The following is an 18467-nucleotide window of genomic DNA, read 5'->3' on the forward strand; positions in this document are numbered from 1 at the left end:
TCATCGACGCGGCGAAACGGACTGGTCGCCCACGGCGAACGTACACCCATGAGCACGCAGTCGACGCGGCACGACGAGCGTTCGACCGACGGGGCGCTCGCGGAACAGACGCCGGACGAACTCGCGGCCCTGCTGGGCGAGCACGTCATCGGGCGGGAGGAGCATCTGAACGCGCCGGGCTACGTCGTGCGGCCCGACGAGGTGCAGGACGTGCTCTCGGCGCTCCGCACGGAGGCCGGTTTCGACCACCTCTCGTGTGTGACCGCCCAGGAGTACGAGGACCGGTTCGAGTCGATCTATCACCTGAAGAAGTACGACGACCCGACCCAGGAGGTCAGCGTCGTCGTCCCGACCGACCGTGAACGCCCCGTCTCTCAATCCGGCGAGGCGGTGTTCCGCACCGCGGACTGGCACGAGCGGGAGGCGTACGACCTCGTCGGCATCGAGTACGACGACCACCCCGACCTCCGCCGCATCCTGCTCCCCGAAACCTGGCAGGGACATCCCCTGTCCGCCGACTACGACCAGAACCGACCGCAGGTCGTCACCCACGCCGAGAACGTGAACCCGCTCCGGGAGGACACGCCCGGCGAGGGCTCCGCCGACGCGGACACGATGTTGATCAACATCGGCCCCCACCACCCCGCGACCCACGGCGTGCTTCACCTGGAGACGACGCTCGACGGCGAACAGGTCGTGGACGTCGACCCCGACATCGGCTACATCCACCGCTGTGAGGAGCAGATGTGCCAGAACGGCACCTACCGCCACCAGATCATGCCCTACCCCGACCGCTGGGACTGGGGCGGGGCGGGCCTGCTGAACGAGTGGGCGTACGCGCGGGTCGCCGAGGATCTCGCCGACATCGAGGTGCCCGAGTACGCGCAGGTGATCCGGACGATGGCGGCTGAGCTCTCGCGGATCCTCTCGCACATGCTCGCGGTCGGCGCGTACGCGCTGGACGTCATCGGCGACTTCACGGCGACGTTCATGTACGCCATCCGCGACCGCGAACGGGTCCAGGACGTTCTGGAGGACCTGACCGGCCAGCGGCTCATGTTCAACTACTTCCGGCTCGGCGGCGTCGCCTGGGACCTCCCCGAGCCCCGCGAGGAGTTCATCGAGAAGGTCCGCTCGCTGGTGAACGACCTGCCCCGGAAGCTCGCCGAGTACCACGACCTGCTGTCGGCCAACGAGATCATCCAGCTTCGAACCGTGGACACCGGCGTGCTGCCGGCCGAGGTCGCGAAGAGCTACGGTTGCACCGGTCCTGTCGCTCGCGGTTCGGGCGTCGACTACGACCTCCGGCGGGACGACCCGTACGGCTACTACGACGAACTCGACTGGGACGTCGTCACCGAGGACGGCTGTGACAACTACGCCAGACTGCTCGTTCGCATGCGCGAACTCGAGGAGTCCGCGAAGATCATCGAACAGTGCGTCGACCTCCTCGAGGACTGGCCCGACGACGAGCGGACGGTCCAGGCGAACGTTCCCCGGACGCTGAAGCCGGCGGACGACACCGAGGTGTACCGCGCGGTCGAGGGCGCGAAGGGCGAACTCGGCATCTACATCAGATCGGACGGCACGGACGAGCCGGCCCGATTCAAGATCCGCGGTCCCTCGTTCTCGAACCTCCAGGCGCTCCCGGAGATGGCCGAGGGCGAGTACGTGCCCGACATGATCGCCTCGCTCGGGAGTCTCGACACGATCATGGGGGAAGTGGACCGCTGAGGCCGACTGCCATGGGGGAGGTGGACCGCCGAGGACGATTACCGCCGTCGCGGCGGGTGAGGACCGTCGTTGCGGGGCGACTGCCAACTCACGGACACGGTCCGGCGTCCGCCATCGGCTCCGACGTCGGAACTTCGTAAACCATTACTTGTGCGTCGGTTTACGGACGCTCGATGAGCACTGACACTCGGCAGGTCGATCTCGTCGGCGACGCGGTCGTCGGCAACCTCGCCCGCGCGGCGCTGTTCGCCGCGCTCACGGGCGTCTTCGCGTACGTCTCGTTCCAGCTTCCGGTGACGTCGGTGCCGTTCACGCTGCAGGTGCTCGGCGTCTTCCTCGCGGGCGCGTTCCTCGGGCCCGTCTGGGGCGGGGCGTCGATGCTGCTGTACCTGCTGGCGGGCGTCGTGGGCGCGCCGGTGTTCGCCTACGGCGCCGCGGGCGTCGGCGTCCTGTTCGGCCAGTGGGGCGGCTACCTCTGGTCGTACCCGTTCGCGGCGGCGGTCGTCGGCCTCGCCACCCACGGCGCGGGCGACCTTCGCGACCCCGGTGACGTCGGCCTCGCGCGACTCGTCGGTGGCATGGTCGCCGCGACGCTCGTCGTCTACGCGTTCGGCACGGTCGGCTACGCCGTCGTCGGGAACGTCGGCCTCGTGGCCGCGCTGCTGGCCGCGGCGGTCCCGTTCGTGCCCGCCGAACTCCTGAAGATGGCTGCGGCCGTCGCGCTCGTGCGCAGCGACGACGTCGTGGCGCGGTAGGTCCGCCGGATGATCTCGGTCCGCGGGCTGGCTCACCGGTACGACGACGCGGTGGCCCTGGAGGAGGTCTCGCTGTCGATTCCTGACGGGGAGTTCCTCGTCCTCGCCGGGGCGAACGGCTCGGGGAAGACGACGCTCGTGCGCCACTTCAACGGCCTGCTGACGCCCGACGAGGGCGAGGTCGTCGTCGACGGCACGCCCGTCGCGGACGACGTCGTCGCCGCCCGGGCGGCGGTCGGGATGGTGTTCCAGGACCCCCGCGACTCGTTCGTCGCGGCGACGGTCGGCGCCGACGTCGCGTTCGGACCCGAGAACCTCGGTCTCCCGCGCGAGGAGATCGACGCCCGCGTCGCCGACGCGCTCGACGCGGTGGGGATGGCCGGCCGGCGGGACGAGCGGATCGACCGGCTCTCGGGCGGCGAGCGCGAGCGGGTGGCCGTCGCTGGCGCGCTGGCGATGGAGCCGAACCACCTCGTGCTCGACGAGCCGTTCACGGGCCTCGACGAACCGGCGAGGCGATCGCTCCGCCGGCACCTCGCGGAACTCCACGCGGCCGGCACCAGCGTCGTCGTCGTCACCCACGACCTCCGGGACGTGTTCGAGCGTGCGGACCGGGTCGTCGTCCTCGCGGACGGTCGCGTGGCGCTGGACGGATCGCCCGCGGAGACGCGGGAGGAACTCCACTCGCTCGGCGTCCGGCCCCCGGACTGATGCTCGCGTACGCTCCCGGTGACACCCTCCTCCACCGGCTCGACCCCCGGACGAAGCTCGCCGTCCAGGTCGCGTTCGTCGCCGCGGCGTTCGCCCACACGACCCCCACGGGATTGCTGGCGCTCACGCTCGTCGCGCTCGGCGTCCTCGCGCTCGCGGGCCTCGGTCCCGGGCGAGCCCTCCGGGAGTTCCGCGTCGTCGCGCCGTTCCTCCTCGCCGCGCCGCTGCTCGAAGCGGCGCGGCTCGGGTCGCCCTGGTTCGTCGCGGCCGACGCGGTCGCCCCCGCGATGGCGAGCTATCGGACGCTCCTGCTGCTCGCGCTCGCGCTGGCGTACGTCCGAACCACGCCCGTCCGCGAGTCCGAGGCGGCAGTCGCCCGGGTGCTTCCGGGGCGTGTCGGCAGACTGGCCGCGCTGGGCGTCGGACTGGTGTTCCGGTTCCTGCCGCTGCTGCAGGCGGACGTGGCCCGTGCACGTGCGGCCAGTCGGGCGCGCCTGGGCACCGAACGGCCGCTGCGGGACCGGATCCGACTCGTCGCGACGGCGGGGCTCGGGCGGGCGCTCGGCCGCGCGGACCGGCTCGCGGTCGCGCTCCGTGCGCGCTGTCTCTCCTGGGAACCGACGCCGCCGGCGCTCGCGGCCGGGCGGGCCGACCTGGTCGGCGGCGCGGTCTCGCTGGTACTCCTCGTCTGGGCGCTCGCACCCGTTTTCGGGGCGGTGCCGTAGGTCCGCGGGCGTCCGTGCGGGTCGGGTGATGCGTTCGGAAGGCCCGGCGGGTCGCTCCCGTCGGTCAGATGGCGACCGGATGACGACGGCCTTTTGAGGGTGCCAGTTGGACTCTCCCCCAACAATGGCCGAGAGAGGGGCGGAGGACTGGCTGATTCGCTATCTGGTCGTGCTCGTCGTGGGCGGCGTGGCGCTCCTGGCGCTGCTGTACGGCATCGCCCTGGAGTGGTCACCGGTCGCAGTCGTCGCGTCGCTGGTCGTGCTGGCGATCACGTCGGTCGTGGTCGCGCGCGACCTCAGAAACTGGCGGACGGCCTGAGCGGGACCGTCGCTCGGGTCGCTTCCCCGGCCGCTGGGGGCTCAGTCGCTCGCGCTTCGCAGGCGGTCCAGTTCGTCGTCCGCGAGCGAGAGCTCGGCCGCGCCGACGTTCTCCTCGAGGTGGTCGACGCTGGAGGTTCCCGGAATCGGGAGCGTCACGTCCGAGCGGGCGAGCAGCCACGCGAGCGCGACCTGCCGCTCGGTCGCGTCGTGGGCGGCTGCCACCTCGGCGAGCGGCTCGGCCGCCTCACCCAGGTCACCGGCCGCGAGCGGGAAGTAGGGGATGAAGCCGACGTCGTGTTCCTCGCAGGCCCGCAGGACGTCCTCGTGTTCGCGGTCCGCCACGTTGTACGAGTTCTGCACCGTCGCCACCTCGACGTGCTCGCGGGCCTCGTCGAGCTGCTCGACCGAGACGTTCGAGAGGCCGACGTGGCGCACGTGTCCCTCGTCCTTCAGCTCCGCGAACGCCGTGACGCTGTCAGCGAACGGCGTGTCGGGGTCCGGACGGTGGAACTGGTAGAGGTCGATGGTGTCGACGCCGAGCCGGTCCTTGCTGACGAGCACCTGGTTCCGGACGTACTCGGGGTCGCCGTGGGGTTTCCACTCGTGGGTGTCGTCCCGCAGGAGCCCGGCTTTCGTCGCCACGACCGCGTCCTCGGGCGCGCCAGCCTCCCGGAGGATGCGCTCGGAGACGCCGGGGCCGTAGGAGTCGGCGGTGTCGAGAAAGTCCACGCCGAGTTCCATCGCCCGCTCCACCACTGCGCGGGCGACCGCTTCGTCCTCGGGGCGGCCGATGATGCCCTCCCCGCAGAGCCGCATCGCGCCGAAGCCGAGCCGGTTCACGGTCGTCTCACCGTCGATGTCGAACGTCCCCGCGGCCGCCGCGTCGGGTGTCTCGCTCATGCGTCCCACCGGTTGGGTGCCAGCGGCAAAGTCCGTTCGGCCCCAGCGAACCGGGCTGGGTCACCGTCCCGCCCCGCTCAGCGTCGGACGTCGAGTTCCGCCCGACGTCGGACGCCGTGCTGGCCGCTCACGGGCGGGTGAAAATCTGGAAAGTGAGTGCGTCGCTCGGGGCGACGGGGTTCTTTACAGGCGCTCGAGGTTCGTGGCGCGCGGGCCCTTGGGGGCCTGCTCGATGTCGAACTCGACTTCCTGTCCTTCTTCGAGGTCGTCGCCGCCGATGTCTTCCATGTGGAAGAACACGTCGTCGTCAGCGTCCTCAGTCGAAATGAAACCGTAACCGCCCGTGTCGTTGAAGAAATCAACCTTGCCTTTCGCCATTGCGTGAGAGCATACTGTCGAACGGGGCATAACCTTTCCGAGAGTCGAGTTACCACGGCACTGCCGAGGGAAGCTGGTCGATTTCGCGCGGTTCCACCGGTAACCGGCAGCCCTCGCGTCCGATGCGGTTCGACCGGTGATCGGCTCGCTGGGGGGCCACGGATCAGTTCGGCGGCGGCGTTCCGGGCCGTCGGACCGTCACGACGACCAGTCCGTCCGCGCCCTCCGCGCGAACTGGCGTGATTCGAATCGAAACCCCTTTGACTGACTGGCCAGTCAGTTTCGGTAGAGCCGGTCGTTCGACCGGACCCCCGCTATCACGATGACGAGGACCCACGATACCGAGACGGCCATCATGGAGGCGACCCACTGCGCGCTCTGCGAGCACGGGTACGCGGACCTCACGATGCAGGCTATCGCCGACGAGACGGACAAGAGCAAGGCGGCCCTCCACTACCACTTCGAGGGGAAGGACGACCTCCTGCTGTGCTTTCTGGAGTACCTCCGGGACGACTTCGCGGAGCGGACCGCCGACCCGGCCGGCGACACCCCCGTCGAGCGCCTCGTCGCGCTCGTGCGGACGGTGCTGGGCACCGAGGGCGACGAGCCGAACCAGCAGTTCAACACCGCCTACATGGAGATCAAGGCCCAGGCGCCGTTCCGGGAGGGGTACCGCGAGGTGCTCCGCGAGATCGACGACCGCCTCCGGGTGCAGGTCCGGGACCTCGTCGCCGACGGCATCGAGGCCGGACAGTTCCGGAGCGACGCCGACCCGGACGAGGTCGCCGCGGTCGTGGTCACGTACATCCACGGGACGTGGACCCGATCGGCGGCGGTCGGCGAGGACGTCCCGGCGATGCGTGAGCGCCTCGTCATCTACGTCACTGACCTGCTGGTCGAGGACGTCGCGCTCCCGTTCGAGAGCGACGCGGATGCGGACGCGATCGGCGACGAAGGTGGGACCGGCGATGAGGCCGCGAACGCCGAGAGTGCGAACGCCGACGGCGACGGGAACCCACCCGCCGACTCAGACACGGAGGCCCGGTCGTGAACGTGGGCGACAGGCTCTCGTCGCTGTTCAAGAGCCGCGACGAGTTCGACCTCACGTCGGGTGAGATCGGCAAGCCGCTGTTTTATCTCTCGCTCCCCATCGTCGTCACGAACCTGCTCCAGACCGCCTACAACCTCGCGGACACGTTCTGGCTCGGCCAGTACAGCACCGAGGCGCTGGCAGCAATCTCGTTCGCGTTCCCGATGGTGTTCCTGCTCATCTCGCTGGGCATGGGCATCTCGGTCGCGGGAAGCATCCTCGTCGCCCAGCACACCGGCGCGGGCGAGGAAGGTCAGGCGAAGTACGCGGCCTCACAGACGGTCACCTTCGCGGCCCTCGCGTCGCTCGTCCTCGGCGGCGTCGGCTACGTGTTCGTCGGCGACTTCCTCGGCCTGCTGGGTGCCTCACCGGAGGTCCTCCCGCTCGCCACCGACTACATGGAAGTCATCGCGCAGGGGCTCGTCTTCATGTTCGGCTTCTTCGTGTTCGTCGCGCTCATGCGGGGGTACGGCGACACGATCACGCCGATGCTGGTGATGCTTGGGACGGTCGTGCTGAACATCGTCATCGACCCGTTCCTCATCTTCGGCTTCGAGTCGAACCCGCTGTTCGGGATGCTCGGCGCGCGCGGACTGGAAGCCAGCCTGCTCGCGGCGACCGGTTACACCGGCTCCGGCATCGCCGGGGCCGCGTACGCGACCGTGTTCTCGCGGGCGCTCGCGTTCGCCGTGGGGCTCGCCATCATGCTCCGTGGGACCCGCGGCGTCGAGATCACCCTCCGAGACATGGTGCCGGACCTCTCGTACGCCCGCCGGATCGTCAGACTCGGCGTCCCGGCGTCCATCGAGGGCACCGGCCGCTCGCTGTCGGTGAACCTGATGCTCGTCATCGTCGCGCTGTTCCCGACGACGGTCGTCGCCGGCTACGGGATCGGCGTCCGCGTGTTCTCGGTCATCTTCCTCCCCGCCATCGCGGTCGCCCGCGGGGTCGAGACGATGACGGGCCAGAACATCGGTGCCGGCAAGCCCGACCGCGCCGCCGCGGCGGCACGGCTCGCCGCGAAGGTGATGCTCGGCGTGCTGCTGGCCGTCGGGGTGGTCACCTGGCTCGCCGCCGCGCCGATCGCGGCGGTGTTCACCGACGATCCGACCGTCGTCGCCGTCACGAAGGACTTCCTCCGCTGGGTCGCCCCGAGCTTCGGGTTCATCGGCGTGATGCGGGCCTACACGGGGAGCTTCCGCGGCGCGGGCAAGACGCTCACCGCGGCGGCCATCTCCGTCCTCATGCTGGGATTCATCCGGCTGCCGATCGCCTACTTCGCGGTTCGCCCGCCCGCGTTCCTGCCGTACGCGCCGTTCGACGAGTCCGGCATCTGGCTCTCGTTTGCCGTCTCGAACGCGATCGGCGCGCTCATGGCCTACGCCTGGTACCAGCGGGGCACCTGGCGCGGCGGCGACCTGACCGAGAAGGGCGGTCGGGTCCCCGACGAGAGCGACGCGGGCACGCCCGCAGTCGACGACTGAGCCGGAAGAGCGGAGCGGGCGGCCCGCGGAGCCTTTTTGGGAGCAGTCCGCCTCGACGTACGTATGAGCGGAAACGCCGACGCTGCCGCCGACGAACGACGCCTGTGGCTCGTCGAGCGAACGTACGGCGACGACGAACTGAACCTCATCATCCTGGTGTACGCGACGCCGGACGGGAGCCGGTACGTCAGGAAGGAGCGCGCCCTCACGAGCTTCGCGGACGAGCGTCCGACTCGCGCGTCGATCACCGTCCCGCGCCACGACCTCGGCGACGTGACCGACGAGTCGGAGCGGCAGCGCTACGCCGAGGAGGCCTCCCGGATGGCGGCCGCCCACGACCCGGACGACCACATCTGAGTCGCGTCGCTCGCTCCGTGTGACGACCGGACGAGCAGGGTACCGGCTCCCGGTTTCGGAGCGGCTTTACCGGCACGCCGACAACGACCGTCGATGACCGGTCACTCGACTCCCGGCGGGGATGACGGGCGGTGGTCCGACGAAGACCGGGCCGAGGACGCGGGTACCGACACGTTCGGCGTCGGCATCCACGTCGCCGCCGAGGAGCTCCGGTTCGTCGTCCACGTCCCGTCCGACATCGACTCGGGCTGGGCCGACCCCGAGGCGTTCCAGCGTCGCATCGAGACGGTCACGTGGGAGACGCTGGACAGGGAGGCGACGCTCGCAACCGTGTCCTCGTCGGCCTCGACCGGCGAGACGGTGACGCTTGGCACCGTGACGATGCGACCCGGCGGCGACGTGGTCTCGCACACGCTCTCGGTTCCCGACCTGGACGACTGACGACCACGACGTGTCGAAAAACTGCGGAGAACGTGGCGACCGGGGTCAGTCCTCGAGCGACTCGACGGCCTCGCCGATGGCGGCGACGCGTTCGGGATCGTACGCCGTGAGGTCGTAGCGGTTGGCCGCCACCGTGTCCCCCCAGAGGCCCAGCGCGCCGAGTTCGACCAGCGCGCCCAGCGCCGCACCGAGCGTGCGCGGGGACGTTTCCGGGTCCCGGAGCGACGCGTGGACCTGCTTCGCCTGGGGGTAGCACATCTCCACGCTGTCCAGCCCGGTCCGCGCCTCGCGCCAGTGGCTCCGGAGGTAGCCGAAGTTCGTCGGGTCGGTCCTTCGGAGGTGTTCGAGCCCCGCCCTCGCCGCCGATTGCAGCACCGTCTCGTCGGCCGGGGTGAAGTGGCGGGAGACGACTGTCGCCGCCTCACAGTCCGCCGGGAGGCCGACGTGGAGGTCCGCGCCGGCCTCGGCGGCCACCGACGAGAGCGATGAGAGGGCCGCGTCGGGGTCGCCCGCGTCCTCGACGATGAACGTGGGATCGTCGACCACGACCGAGCCGCCGGCCGCCTCGTCGAACGCCTCGTCGACGACCGACGTCGGGTCGCTCACCGGGCGTTCCAGCACGGAGACGAACACGCCGCCGCCGACCGCGCGCCCGCCGGCCGCCGCGGCCGCCCCGCGGACCGTGTCGTCGACGCTCACGTAGTGGCACCTGCTGGGACCCGTGGCACCGAACGATCGGTGCCAGTCGTCGATAGTCGTCGACGAGAGCAGCGCGAGGTGGGTGCCGCCGGCGGCGGCCGCCGCCGCGCGCAGGCCCTGAGCGTCCCCGTGGAGACGGGTAGTGGGGGCAGGGCGCTCACTTGAAGCCATTCAGAATTCGATAGCCGTTCTATTCGCTTAAAATTATGGGTCTCACTCGATTCGGAGTTGTTCGGCGAACCGCACCGTTCACCCGAGGGCGTCGCAGTAATGGGTCGTTGCCCGGCCGTAACTGTAGCCTTTCGGAGACGCCGTCCCCGAACGCTGGAGAGACACACGGCTTTATAAACCATCGGTTTATAAATAGGGACGAGGAACGACGACGCATGACGGACCCGGCAGACTCAATCGAAATTCAGAACGTGGTCGCATCGACGGGTATCGGGCAGGAACTCGACCTCGAAGCGCTGGCCGAAGACCTCCCCGGGGCCGACTTCAATCCCGACAACTTCCCCGGTCTCGTGTACCGGACCCAGGAACCGAAAGCAGCCGCGCTCATCTTCCGGTCGGGGAAGATCGTCTGCACCGGTGCAAAGAGCATCGCCGACGTGCACGACGCGCTCGGCATCATCTTCGAGAAGCTCCGCGATCTCTCCATCCCGGTCGAGGACGACCCGGACATCACCGTCCAGAACATCGTCTCCTCGGCCGATCTGGGCCACCAGCTCAACCTCAACGCCCTCGCCATCGGGCTCGGCCTGGAGGACGTCGAGTACGAACCCGAACAGTTCCCCGGCCTCGTCTACCGCATGGACGAACCGGACGTGGTCATCCTCCTGTTCGGCTCGGGCAAGATCGTCATCACCGGCGGCAAGCGGACCGACGACGCCGAGGGGGCCGTCGAGGAGATCGTCGAGCGCATCGAGGCGCTCGGCCTGCTCGGCTGAACGGCGGCCGAACCGGGGGAAAACATTTATACGAATATTTGCAAGTGTCAGGTAGTGGCATCCCGACACGGGGGCTCCGGCGCCGGCCGGGCGGCGGACCCCAAATCGGCCGACGTGTCGCTTCCGACCGCCCCGCGCGGGCCCGGCGGCTCGCGCCCGGACCTCGGCGGACGTGACGTTTCCGCGCCCCCTTCACGCGACCCCACGACGTACGCGCAGACTGACCACTTCCGCCAGCGACTGTGCCAGCAGGGCCGGTACGTCACGCTTCCCACCGTCGGCGAGGCGATCAGGCGGGGACAGCTCCGGTGGAACACCAGCGACGGCTGGCGGTTCGCGCTCGTCGAGGACGGCGTCAGGTACGTCATCGTCGTCGGCGACACCGAGACGCCCTCGCCGGTGCTCGTCACCGGCTGGACCGAGATCGCCGACTGGGACGCCGTCGTCGACTCGGACCGCTGGAGCGAACTGGACGCCCACACCATCCGGCTCCGCGCGGACCTCTCCTCGCACAAGGAGCGACAGATTCCGGGCCGCATCAGGCCCCGCGTCGTGAGCCGGGCGTTCGAGATCGGCGGCCACCGCGTCGCCACCGCCGCCGGCGAGGGCTTCGTCGAGTGTGCCGACTGCGGCGGCCGCTTCCGCTCGAAGCGCGCGCTCCGTGAGCGGCACTGCCAGTGATCCGACCGGGCCGGTGAACCCGCCGGCCGACCCGCCGTCCAACTCGCCGCGGGAACGCGACCCCTTTACCCCGCGGCGTCCTACGGCCGGCAATGACGGACGAGGGCGGCGGCCGGTCGGGGACGGAGACCGACCCCGACGGGGCCGCTGACACGGGGGACCAGGGTGCCGGCGAGCCCGACCCGCTCGCCGACGATTCGGACCCGGACGGGGTCACGATGGACGAGTTCTACGACGTCGTCGAAGCCGAGGAGCGACCGGTGCTCACGGCCTCGCAGGTCGCCCGCAGGGCGGGGCTGAGCCAGGCCGGGGCCCGCGACGCGCTCGACGACCTCTCCGACGGCGGTGACCTCGAGCGCGTCGACGTGGAGACGGATCCGGTCGTCTACTACCCGAGCACCTGGGGCGAACTGGCCGAACGCGAGCGGGTCGTGCTGTTTCCCGAGCGTCGGGAGGTCGTCGTGGATCGGCCGACACAGTACACCCGCGCACGGCTCTCGCAGTTCGCCCACCTCGTCGACTCGACCGGAACCGAACCCGGCACTCGCGGCTACCTCTACGAGATCCGCCAGGAGGACGTCTGGGCGGCGCCGTTCGAGGACTGCTCCGAACTGCTCGCGCGGATGCGGTCGGTGTTCCCGCGTCGCTCGCCGCACCTGGAGGGCTGGGTCGAGGACCAGTGGAACCGGGCCAACCAGTTCACGCTCGAAACGCACGAGGAGGGCTACGTCGTCCTCTCGGCCGAGCGCGAGGAGCTGATGGGCAACGTCGCCCGGCAGAAGCTCGACGAGTCGCACCTCCAGGCCGACATGTCGGACACCGAATCCTGGGTCAACACCGAGGAACTCGGCGCGATCAAGCGCATCCTCTACGAGGCCGGCTACCCGGTCCGGGACGAGCGCGACCTGGAGTCGGGCGACCCGCTCGACGTCTCGCTCGACGTGGACGTTCGGGCGTACCAGGCGGACTGGCGTGACCGCTTCCTGGAGAAGCGTGCCGGCGTCTTCGTCGGCCCGCCCGGGAGCGGGAAGACCGTCGCGGCCATCTCGGTCCTCGCGGCGGTCGGGGGCGAGACGCTGATCCTCGTGCCGTCCCGGGAACTCGCCGGCCAGTGGACGGCGGAACTGCGCCGACACACCGACCTCCCCGAGGACCGGATCGGCGAGTACCACGGCGGGACGAAGCAGGTTCGGCCCGTCACGATAGCGACCTACCAGACCGCGGGGATGGATCGGCACCGCTCGCTGTTCGACTCGCGCGAGTGGGGCCTGGTCGTCTACGACGAGGTCCAGCACATCCCCTCGGACGTGTTCCGCCGGACGGCGGACCTCCAGACGAAACACCGGCTCGGCCTGTCGGCGACGCCGGTCAGGGAGGACGACCGCGAGGAGGAGATCTTCACGCTCATCGGGCCGCCGATCGGGACCGACTGGGGCGCGCTGTTCGACGCGGGCTACGTGCAGGAGCCGGAAGTCGAGATCAGATACGTTCCCTGGCGACACGACGACGCGCGAAACGAGTGGGCGAGCGCGGACCGCCGGGAGAAACACCGCGTCGCCGCGCGAAACCCGGCGAAGGTCGAGGAGATCCGACGGTTGCGGGACAAACACGACGACGCCAAGGCGCTGATCTTCGCGGACTACCTGGCCCAGGGTGAACGGATCGCGGAGGCGCTCGGAGTCCCGTTCGTCTCCGGGGAGACGCGCCACGCGGAGCGTCGACGGCTGTTCGAGGAGTTCCGGCAGGGCGAGCGGCGGACGCTCGTCGTCTCCCGAATCGCCGACGAGGGGATCGACCTGCCGAACGCGGAACTCGCGGTCGTCGCCTCGGGACTGGGCGGCAGTCGTCGGCAGGGGGCACAGCGCGCCGGCCGGACGATGCGACCCGCGGGCTCGGCGCTGGTGTACGTGCTCGCGACGCGGGGGACGAGTGAGGAGGACTTCGCCCAGCGGCGGATGAACCACCTCGCGGAGAAGGGCATCAGGGTGCGCGAACGGACGGTCGAGTAGACGCCTTCCGGAGCGACCTCGACCTCGATCCCGTTCGCGTGACCGGCCTCACTCCTCGAACTCTGGTTCGGCCCACTTCCCGTCGGCCTCGACAGAGGCGAGCGCGTGTTCGATCTCCGCCCCGGAGAACTCGACGTCGTACAGTTCCATGTTCCGCCGCTGCCACTCCGCACTGAGTCCGGTTTCGCCCTCCGGACCAACCCGAGCACCGTGGGTCTTGAAGAACCGAGCGCCGCGGCCGAGCCGGGATCCCTCGCCGGTGTGTTCGTCGAACGCGACGTCGTACTCGCCGCCGGGTTCGAACTCGCCGACCGGGAAGTCGTCCTCCGGCTCCTCGCCCCGCTCGCGGGCCGCCGCACGCTCCTCGGCCGCGTTCCGGAAGTACTCGTCGGCGTTCGGGCCCTCACGGGTCGAGGTCGCGCGGGCACAGGCGAGCGCGGCGTGGATCGCACAGAGCCGCCCGCGCCACTCGCCGGGCTCCCAGCGCTCGGTCGCCAGTTCCTCGTAGCGCTCGACGAGCAGCGCGACGTCCTCGCCCGCGCGGAGGTCCTCCACGACGTAGAGGGTCAGCCGGTCCCAGAGGTTCCACGCGAACCCGGAGCGGGCGAGTTCCCAGGCCGCCCACGCAGCGACCTCCTCGTCGGAGCGCCGGACGGCCTTCTGGAGCAGGCTGGACACCGCGTAGCGGCTGTAGCCGCCGTCCGTCTCGCCGGCGTCCTTGGGCTCGCCGAAGTCGTTCGTGTCGTCCGCGTCGGGGTCGCGCTCGGAGAGGTCGCCGTCGGCCCCGAAGGTGGCCTGTCTGCCCTCGTCGTCCATGTCGGTCGAATGTGGAGCGTGCGCGATAAACCCCCCGACGGAGGCGTGGTTCGACGTGGCGAACGGCCGATGAATGAGAATCCTTAAGTTCGCAACCGGGCGAGTAGCAGACGGACCGCCCTTAGCTCAGCCTGGTAGAGCAGCCGACTGTAGATCGGCTTGTCCCCCGTTCAATTCGGGGAGGGCGGACTTTCTCGCGAGTCGATACACCGCGGAACGGAGTCACGCAGTCGGACGGTTCACACCCGCAGTGTTTGGGCGAACGGGTAACCTGACTCGTGGTAGCGCCGTCGCTCGTCAGCGAGCGGCCGAGCGTATCGAGGGAGCGAGGACCGTTCGATCGAAGCGGAGGCCCGTTCTCAGTCGAGCCGGACGGCCTCGTGCGGGATGGTTTCCCTGAGCCTCCGGAAGGGTTCTCAACGGAACGTGTCGCCCCAGTCGCCGCCGTGGACGTGTTCCTCGACGTCCTTCCGCCGGCGAGTGTCTCCAGATCCCTCGATTCGCTCGTCCGCAGGATGGCCGACGGTGATCGCGCCGATGGGGTCGTACGCCTCGGGCACGCTGAAGGCGTCCCGGAGCGCCGGCCAGTCCTCGTCGGGGATGCCGAAGAACAGCGCTCCGAGTCCCTCGGCGACTGCGGCGTGGAGGACGTTCAACGCGGCCATCCCGGTGTCGATGTACCAGTACGGCACCGGCCAGCGCGACTCCTCGCGGTCGGTCCACCCCTTGTCTGGCTCGGCGTACCGGTCGAGATAGTCGTCCTTGCAGGCGAACGGTACCACCACCAGCGGCGCCCTGCGGACGCGCTCGGGCTGGACGTTGTGCTCGTTGGTCGACCAGAACCGCTCGCGGTCCTCCGGCGACTCGAGCACGAGGAAACCGAACCCCTGGCTGAACCCGGCCGATGGCCCCTGTAGCCCGGCGGTGACGATCCGCTCTGTTGCACCCTCGTCGATCGGATCCTCGCGGAAGTTCCGGACCATCCGACGGCGATGGATGACCTCGTCGTACTCCATACGCCGCGGTACGAACGTGCCCACTAAAGTCCTGCAGGCGACGTCGGCTGGTGGGTTGTCGCCGCTCCCGAGGGCAGTTTCCGATTCGTCGTGGTTCCGCTCCGGGGAAATCGTGGCCCGGTCGAGCAACGCGTTCGGACGCGTCCTCGACTGCTACGCGGAATCGAACCGGTCAGTTCTCCACCACCACGCGGAAGCAATCTGACGGCTAGAGGTCTCACGGCGGTTACCCGGCACGGTGCCGCTCGAGCGTCCCGATGCCGCCAGTACACGGGCTCACACCGATCACAACTCAGAGGGGGTCCAGTTCGTCCTCCTCGTCGGTGATCAGCTCCTGGATCTCCGCCGCGCGCTCCTCGGCCTGCTCGGAGACGTTCTCCCGGGCGTCGACCGCCTTCTCCTGCAGGGCGTCGATCCGCGGCGCGTCCGTCACGTTCGAGAGGAGGACGACCGCCGACACCGTGTCCGCGTACGGCCGCGGGCTGTCGCCGGCGAGCACCTCGATGCTGCCGGTCCGCTGTTCGAGCCAGCGGCGGGCGCTCTCAATGCCCTTCCGCGAGAACTCCTCCGGCGGGCCGGAGACGACGATGAGCGACCGCTCGGCCGACTCCACGTCAGCCGGGAGGGTCAGCCTGGACTGGATGGCTTGTCGGACCAGCCCGCTGAGCTTCTTGGCCGGGTCCGTTGGCTCGTCGGCACCGTTCGTCCGGAGTCGGGCGAGCAGGCCGCGGGAGTCCTTCGTCGACGGCTCGACGTCGGTCTCGGCGTACGCGATCGTGCTGACCCCGCCGGTCCCCAGCGTCCGCCTGATGTCGCTCGCGTCCATCGCGTTCTCCGAGACCGTCTCGCCGTCGACCTCGCCGGCGGAGAGCAACGCTTCGATCCGCGTTGCGATCTCCCTGTTGGTCCGGTCGTATCCGGCACCCACGGAGTCCTGGTGGCCGCGCCACGAGTCGTTGTCGAAGACGAGCAAGTTGTCCGTCGACTCGGCGAACGAGCGGAACGAGCGGGCCGCGTTGTACGACGCCCGGCCGCCCTCCTCCTCGCTCGGCAGGATGCCGAGCCCGTACACTGGCTCGTCGTACGTCTCCCGGAGCGCCGCGCTCAGGACCGGCGCGCCGCCGCTGCCCGTTCCCCCGCCCAGCCCCGCGACCACGAGGAACGCGTCGATGTCGTAGACTGGCACTTCGTCGAGTGCGCGTTCGATCTCGTGGAGGTCACGTCGCGTGACCTCGGCGCCCAGGTCCGGGTCGCTTCCGACGCCGTGGCCCTTGACCCGCTCGTCGGTCTGCCCGATCAGGAGCTGTTTCCCCTCGGGGATCCGGTCCAGCTTCGCAAGATCAGTTCGTGCCGAGTTGACAGCGAGGACGGCGCTACAGAGCGTGCGCTCCCGGTCGAGCTGGTAGGTGAACACGGCATCGGCGACCTTGCCGCCGGCGTTCCCGACCCCGATGAGCGCGATCTTCATGCGTGCGGAAGCGTCTCTCCGTGAGCCGGTTAGTTATGAAGATGATTATCGAGGGTCGCCTCGCTAGGTTCTGCTTACTCCACGGTCACTCGCCGGCCTTCGGTCGGTGCTCTCGGCCGCTCGCGGTCCAGTTTTATGCCCCTCGCATCCGAACGTCGTCCCATGGCTCACGTAGCTGTGGTCGGTGGCGGTGCCGCCGGACTGTCGGCCGCGATGTTCGCCGCGAAGAACGGGCTCGACGCGACCGTCTTCGACACGGACGCGAGCTGGCTGCACAAGGCACACCTGTTCAACTACCCGGGAATCGACTCGCTCGACGGCGACGCGTACCTCGACGTGGCGCGGGAGCAAGCGAAGCGGTTCGGCGCGGAGATCAACCAGGGCGAGGAAGTCACCGCGGTCACGGACGAGGGCGACCTCGCCGTCACCACCGAGGACGGCGAGTACGACGCCGACTACGTCGTGCTGGCGACCGGCGCGAACCGCGACCTCGCGGAGGAACTCGGCTGTGAACTGACCGACGAGGGTGCGGTCGACGTGGACGTGACGATGGAGACCAGCGTCGACGGCGTGTACGCGACCGGCGCGATGGTCCGGACGGAGGAGTGGCAGGCCGTCATCTCGGCCGGCGACGGCGCGGCCGCGGCGCTCAACGTCCTTTCCCGCGAGCGCGGCGAACACTTCCACGACTTCGACACGCCCGCAGACGCCGACGAGGCGCTGGGAACCCTGATCGACGACGAATAGCGCGGGCGGACTCACCCCACATCGTCTCATCTCACCTCGTCTCATCTCACCTCTTCCCATCTCACCACATCTCGTCTCATGCCGCACCATCTCGTCTCCTTCCGGCGAAGGTTGAAAGCCGATGAGGGGACCAGCCCGTCCGTGACCTGACCGACCGACGGCGGGGGGTCAGCGATCGCGCGGCCGCCCCCTCGCCGAACCGACCGTGCCGTCTGTCCGCAAACACAAGCGATAACGGCGTTGCCCGGAAGCGGGGAGTGTGTCGTCGTTCGTCGTCGTCGAGAACCGCGTGCCACCGTTCGCAGCGCTCGCGGTCGCCGTCGTCGCGATCTCGACGAGCGCCATCCTCGTGGAGTGGAGCCGAGCGCCGAGCCTCGTGAAGGCGCTCTACCGCGTCGTCTTCACCGTCGCGGCCCTCATGCCGGTCGCGCTCGCTCGGCCGAGCGACCGCGCCGGGTTCCGACAGCTTCGCCGTCGGGACACGCTACTTGCCGTGCTCGCGGGAGTCGCGCTCGCGATCCACTTCGCGTCGTGGTTCGAGAGCCTCCGCTGGACGTCCGTCGCCGCCAGCGTCACGCTCGTCCAGGCCCAGCCGCTGTTCGTCGCACTCGGCGCGTGGGCGCTGCTCGACGAGCGGGTCACGCCCAGGATGGTCGCCGGCATCGGCGTCGCGCTCGTCGGAATGGCCGTGATGAGCGGCGGCGACGTCGTGCTCGGGACGGCCTCGCTCGCCGGCGAGCGGCCGCTGTTCGGCAACGCGCTCGCCGTCCTCGGCGCCGTCACCGCCGCGAGCTACGTGCTCGCGGGGCGGTCGCTCCGCCAGCGACTCCCGCTCCTGCCGTACGTCCTCGTCGTGTACGCGAGCTGTGCCGTCGCGCTGTTCGCGGCGACCCTCGCCAGCGGCCACCCGCTATTCGACTACCCGGTGCGGGAATGGCTGCTGTTCCTCGGGATGGCTGCGGGGCCGGGCATCTTCGGCCACACCGTCATCAACTGGGCGCTCGCACACGTCGAGTCGAGCGTCGTCTCCGTCTCGCTGCTCGGCGAACCCGTCGGGAGCACGCTGCTGGCGGTGGTCCTACTCTCAGAGTATCCGACGCCGGTGACGCTGGTGGGCGGAGCCATCGTCCTCGGCGGCGTGTACGTCACCGCCGCGGCACGGGCGAGGGGAACCTGACCGGACGTCAC

20 protein-coding genes and 1 tRNA gene are annotated in these 18467 nt (G+C 69.8%); 15 read left to right on the plus strand and 6 right to left on the minus strand.

The features are described 5' to 3' along the window. The first annotated feature begins 48 nt into the window (after positions 1–48). The 5 genes from RJT50_RS07650 (at position 49) to RJT50_RS07670 (ending at position 4244) form a co-directional block, all read left to right on the plus strand. Positions 49–1734 carry an NADH-quinone oxidoreductase subunit D gene (locus tag RJT50_RS07650; protein ID WP_313695589.1) on the plus strand — a complete coding sequence of 562 codons (1686 nt, stop codon included), beginning with the start codon at positions 49–51 and terminating at the stop codon, positions 1732–1734. Between the two features lie 173 nt (positions 1735–1907). Beyond that, positions 1908–2489 carry a biotin transporter BioY gene (locus RJT50_RS07655; protein ID WP_313695591.1) on the plus strand — a complete coding sequence of 194 codons (582 nt, stop codon included), beginning with the start codon at positions 1908–1910 and terminating at the stop codon, positions 2487–2489. 9 nt (positions 2490–2498) lie between these two features. After that, entirely contained in the window at positions 2499–3200 is a 702-nt protein-coding gene (locus RJT50_RS07660; protein WP_313695593.1) for an energy-coupling factor ABC transporter ATP-binding protein, read from the plus strand. Continuing rightward, complete coding sequence (locus RJT50_RS07665) at positions 3200–3925, plus strand: energy-coupling factor transporter transmembrane component T family protein (RefSeq protein ID WP_313695595.1); 726 nt, start codon at positions 3200–3202, stop codon at positions 3923–3925. The genes RJT50_RS07660 and RJT50_RS07665 overlap by 1 nt, the downstream gene beginning before the upstream one ends. Positions 3926–4049: 124 nt before the next feature. Beyond that, positions 4050–4244 (plus strand): hypothetical protein, encoded by a 195-nt coding sequence (locus RJT50_RS07670; RefSeq protein ID WP_313695597.1) that lies wholly within the window; start codon positions 4050–4052, stop codon positions 4242–4244. Between the two features lie 41 nt (positions 4245–4285). Here the strand turns inward: RJT50_RS07670 and RJT50_RS07675 are convergent, their stop codons facing one another. Further along, positions 4286–5146: an aldo/keto reductase gene (locus RJT50_RS07675; RefSeq protein ID WP_313695599.1), complete on the minus strand. Its 861-nt coding sequence runs from the start codon at positions 5144–5146 to the stop codon at positions 4286–4288. A 183-nt stretch (positions 5147–5329) separates the two neighbouring features. Continuing rightward, positions 5330–5524 (minus strand): cold-shock protein, encoded by a 195-nt coding sequence (locus RJT50_RS07680; protein ID WP_313691446.1) that lies wholly within the window; start codon positions 5522–5524, stop codon positions 5330–5332. A gap of 322 nt (positions 5525–5846) precedes the next feature. Here RJT50_RS07680 and RJT50_RS07685 point away from each other — a divergent pair, with 322 nt between their 5' ends. The 4 genes from RJT50_RS07685 to RJT50_RS07700 all read left to right on the plus strand — a co-directional run bounded on the left by RJT50_RS07685 (position 5847) and on the right by RJT50_RS07700 (position 8896). Beyond that, on the plus strand, positions 5847–6575 hold the full coding sequence (locus tag RJT50_RS07685; protein WP_313695601.1) for a TetR/AcrR family transcriptional regulator: 729 nt from the start codon (positions 5847–5849) through the stop codon (positions 6573–6575). Then, positions 6572–8098: an MATE family efflux transporter gene (locus RJT50_RS07690; protein ID WP_313695604.1), complete on the plus strand. Its 1527-nt coding sequence runs from the start codon at positions 6572–6574 to the stop codon at positions 8096–8098. The genes RJT50_RS07685 and RJT50_RS07690 overlap by 4 nt, the downstream gene beginning before the upstream one ends. Positions 8099–8161: 63 nt before the next feature. Then, positions 8162–8455 (plus strand): DUF7967 family protein, encoded by a 294-nt coding sequence (locus RJT50_RS07695; protein ID WP_313695606.1) that lies wholly within the window; start codon positions 8162–8164, stop codon positions 8453–8455. A 93-nt stretch (positions 8456–8548) separates the two neighbouring features. After that, positions 8549–8896, plus strand: coding sequence for a DUF8124 family protein (locus RJT50_RS07700; protein ID WP_313695609.1), 348 nt, complete (start codon positions 8549–8551; stop codon positions 8894–8896). Between the two features lie 45 nt (positions 8897–8941). On the opposite strand, the gene RJT50_RS07705 is transcribed toward RJT50_RS07700, so the two are convergent. Continuing rightward, positions 8942–9766, minus strand: coding sequence for a hypothetical protein (locus tag RJT50_RS07705; RefSeq protein WP_313695611.1), 825 nt, complete (start codon positions 9764–9766; stop codon positions 8942–8944). Between the two features lie 215 nt (positions 9767–9981). Between RJT50_RS07705 and RJT50_RS07710 the strand changes: the two genes are divergently transcribed. The 3 genes from RJT50_RS07710 to RJT50_RS07720 all read left to right on the plus strand — a co-directional run bounded on the left by RJT50_RS07710 (position 9982) and on the right by RJT50_RS07720 (position 13232). Further along, complete coding sequence (locus RJT50_RS07710) at positions 9982–10542, plus strand: TATA-box-binding protein (RefSeq protein WP_313695612.1); 561 nt, start codon at positions 9982–9984, stop codon at positions 10540–10542. Between the two features lie 54 nt (positions 10543–10596). Further along, complete coding sequence (locus RJT50_RS07715; protein WP_313695613.1) at positions 10597–11223, plus strand: hypothetical protein; 627 nt, start codon at positions 10597–10599, stop codon at positions 11221–11223. 92 nt (positions 11224–11315) lie between these two features. Next, the gene (locus RJT50_RS07720; RefSeq protein WP_313695615.1) at positions 11316–13232 is read left to right on the plus strand and encodes a DEAD/DEAH box helicase; all 1917 of its coding nucleotides are present in this window, start codon (positions 11316–11318) and stop codon (positions 13230–13232) included. A 48-nt stretch (positions 13233–13280) separates the two neighbouring features. Here RJT50_RS07720 and RJT50_RS07725 read toward each other — a convergent pair whose 3' ends face one another. Next, positions 13281–14048: a hypothetical protein gene (locus tag RJT50_RS07725; RefSeq protein ID WP_313695617.1), complete on the minus strand. Its 768-nt coding sequence runs from the start codon at positions 14046–14048 to the stop codon at positions 13281–13283. 115 nt (positions 14049–14163) lie between these two features. Here RJT50_RS07725 and RJT50_RS07730 point away from each other — a divergent pair. After that, positions 14164–14237 (plus strand) — tRNA-Tyr (locus RJT50_RS07730). 227 nt (positions 14238–14464) lie between these two features. Here RJT50_RS07730 and RJT50_RS07735 read toward each other — a convergent pair. Both RJT50_RS07735 and RJT50_RS07740 read right to left on the minus strand, forming a co-directional pair. Beyond that, entirely contained in the window at positions 14465–15064 is a 600-nt protein-coding gene (locus RJT50_RS07735; protein WP_313695618.1) for a nitroreductase family protein, read from the minus strand. Between the two features lie 292 nt (positions 15065–15356). Then, positions 15357–16532 (minus strand): tubulin/FtsZ family protein, encoded by a 1176-nt coding sequence (locus RJT50_RS07740; protein ID WP_313695619.1) that lies wholly within the window; start codon positions 16530–16532, stop codon positions 15357–15359. A 162-nt stretch (positions 16533–16694) separates the two neighbouring features. On the opposite strand from RJT50_RS07740, the gene RJT50_RS07745 reads away from it, so the two are divergent. After that, complete coding sequence (locus tag RJT50_RS07745; RefSeq protein WP_313695621.1) at positions 16695–17279, plus strand: NAD(P)/FAD-dependent oxidoreductase; 585 nt, start codon at positions 16695–16697, stop codon at positions 17277–17279. 259 nt (positions 17280–17538) lie between these two features. Beyond that, entirely contained in the window at positions 17539–18456 is a 918-nt protein-coding gene (locus tag RJT50_RS07750; protein WP_313695623.1) for a DMT family transporter, read from the plus strand. Positions 18457–18467: the final 11 nt, after the last annotated feature.

Origin of the sequence: Halobaculum sp. XH14, assembly GCF_032116555.1 — an archaeon.
In the GTDB taxonomy this organism is placed as follows: Archaea; Halobacteriota; Halobacteria; order Halobacteriales; family Haloferacaceae; genus Halorarum; species Halorarum halobium.

Excerpts from the sequence above, each read along its gene's own strand:
- RJT50_RS07650 (WP_313695589.1), top strand. The coding sequence starts at position 49 with ATGAGCACGCAGTCGACGCGGCACGACGAGCGTTCGACCGACGGGGCG.
- RJT50_RS07655 (WP_313695591.1), top strand. The coding sequence starts at position 1,908 with ATGAGCACTGACACTCGGCAGGTCGATCTCGTCGGCGACGCGGTCGTC.
- RJT50_RS07660 (WP_313695593.1), top strand. The coding sequence starts at position 2,499 with ATGATCTCGGTCCGCGGGCTGGCTCACCGGTACGACGACGCGGTGGCC.
- RJT50_RS07665 (WP_313695595.1), top strand. The coding sequence starts at position 3,200 with ATGCTCGCGTACGCTCCCGGTGACACCCTCCTCCACCGGCTCGACCCC.
- RJT50_RS07670 (WP_313695597.1), top strand. The coding sequence starts at position 4,050 with ATGGCCGAGAGAGGGGCGGAGGACTGGCTGATTCGCTATCTGGTCGTG.
- RJT50_RS07675 (WP_313695599.1), bottom strand. The coding sequence starts at position 5,146 with ATGAGCGAGACACCCGACGCGGCGGCCGCGGGGACGTTCGACATCGAC.
- RJT50_RS07680 (WP_313691446.1), bottom strand. The coding sequence starts at position 5,524 with ATGGCGAAAGGCAAGGTTGATTTCTTCAACGACACGGGCGGTTACGGT.
- RJT50_RS07685 (WP_313695601.1), top strand. The coding sequence starts at position 5,847 with ATGACGAGGACCCACGATACCGAGACGGCCATCATGGAGGCGACCCAC.
- RJT50_RS07695 (WP_313695606.1), top strand. The coding sequence starts at position 8,162 with ATGAGCGGAAACGCCGACGCTGCCGCCGACGAACGACGCCTGTGGCTC.
- RJT50_RS07700 (WP_313695609.1), top strand. The coding sequence starts at position 8,549 with ATGACCGGTCACTCGACTCCCGGCGGGGATGACGGGCGGTGGTCCGAC.
- RJT50_RS07705 (WP_313695611.1), bottom strand. The coding sequence starts at position 9,766 with ATGGCTTCAAGTGAGCGCCCTGCCCCCACTACCCGTCTCCACGGGGAC.
- RJT50_RS07710 (WP_313695612.1), top strand. The coding sequence starts at position 9,982 with ATGACGGACCCGGCAGACTCAATCGAAATTCAGAACGTGGTCGCATCG.
- RJT50_RS07720 (WP_313695615.1), top strand. The coding sequence starts at position 11,316 with ATGACGGACGAGGGCGGCGGCCGGTCGGGGACGGAGACCGACCCCGAC.
- RJT50_RS07725 (WP_313695617.1), bottom strand. The coding sequence starts at position 14,048 with ATGGACGACGAGGGCAGACAGGCCACCTTCGGGGCCGACGGCGACCTC.
- RJT50_RS07735 (WP_313695618.1), bottom strand. The coding sequence starts at position 15,064 with ATGGAGTACGACGAGGTCATCCATCGCCGTCGGATGGTCCGGAACTTC.
- RJT50_RS07740 (WP_313695619.1), bottom strand. The coding sequence starts at position 16,532 with ATGAAGATCGCGCTCATCGGGGTCGGGAACGCCGGCGGCAAGGTCGCC.
- RJT50_RS07745 (WP_313695621.1), top strand. The coding sequence starts at position 16,695 with ATGGCTCACGTAGCTGTGGTCGGTGGCGGTGCCGCCGGACTGTCGGCC.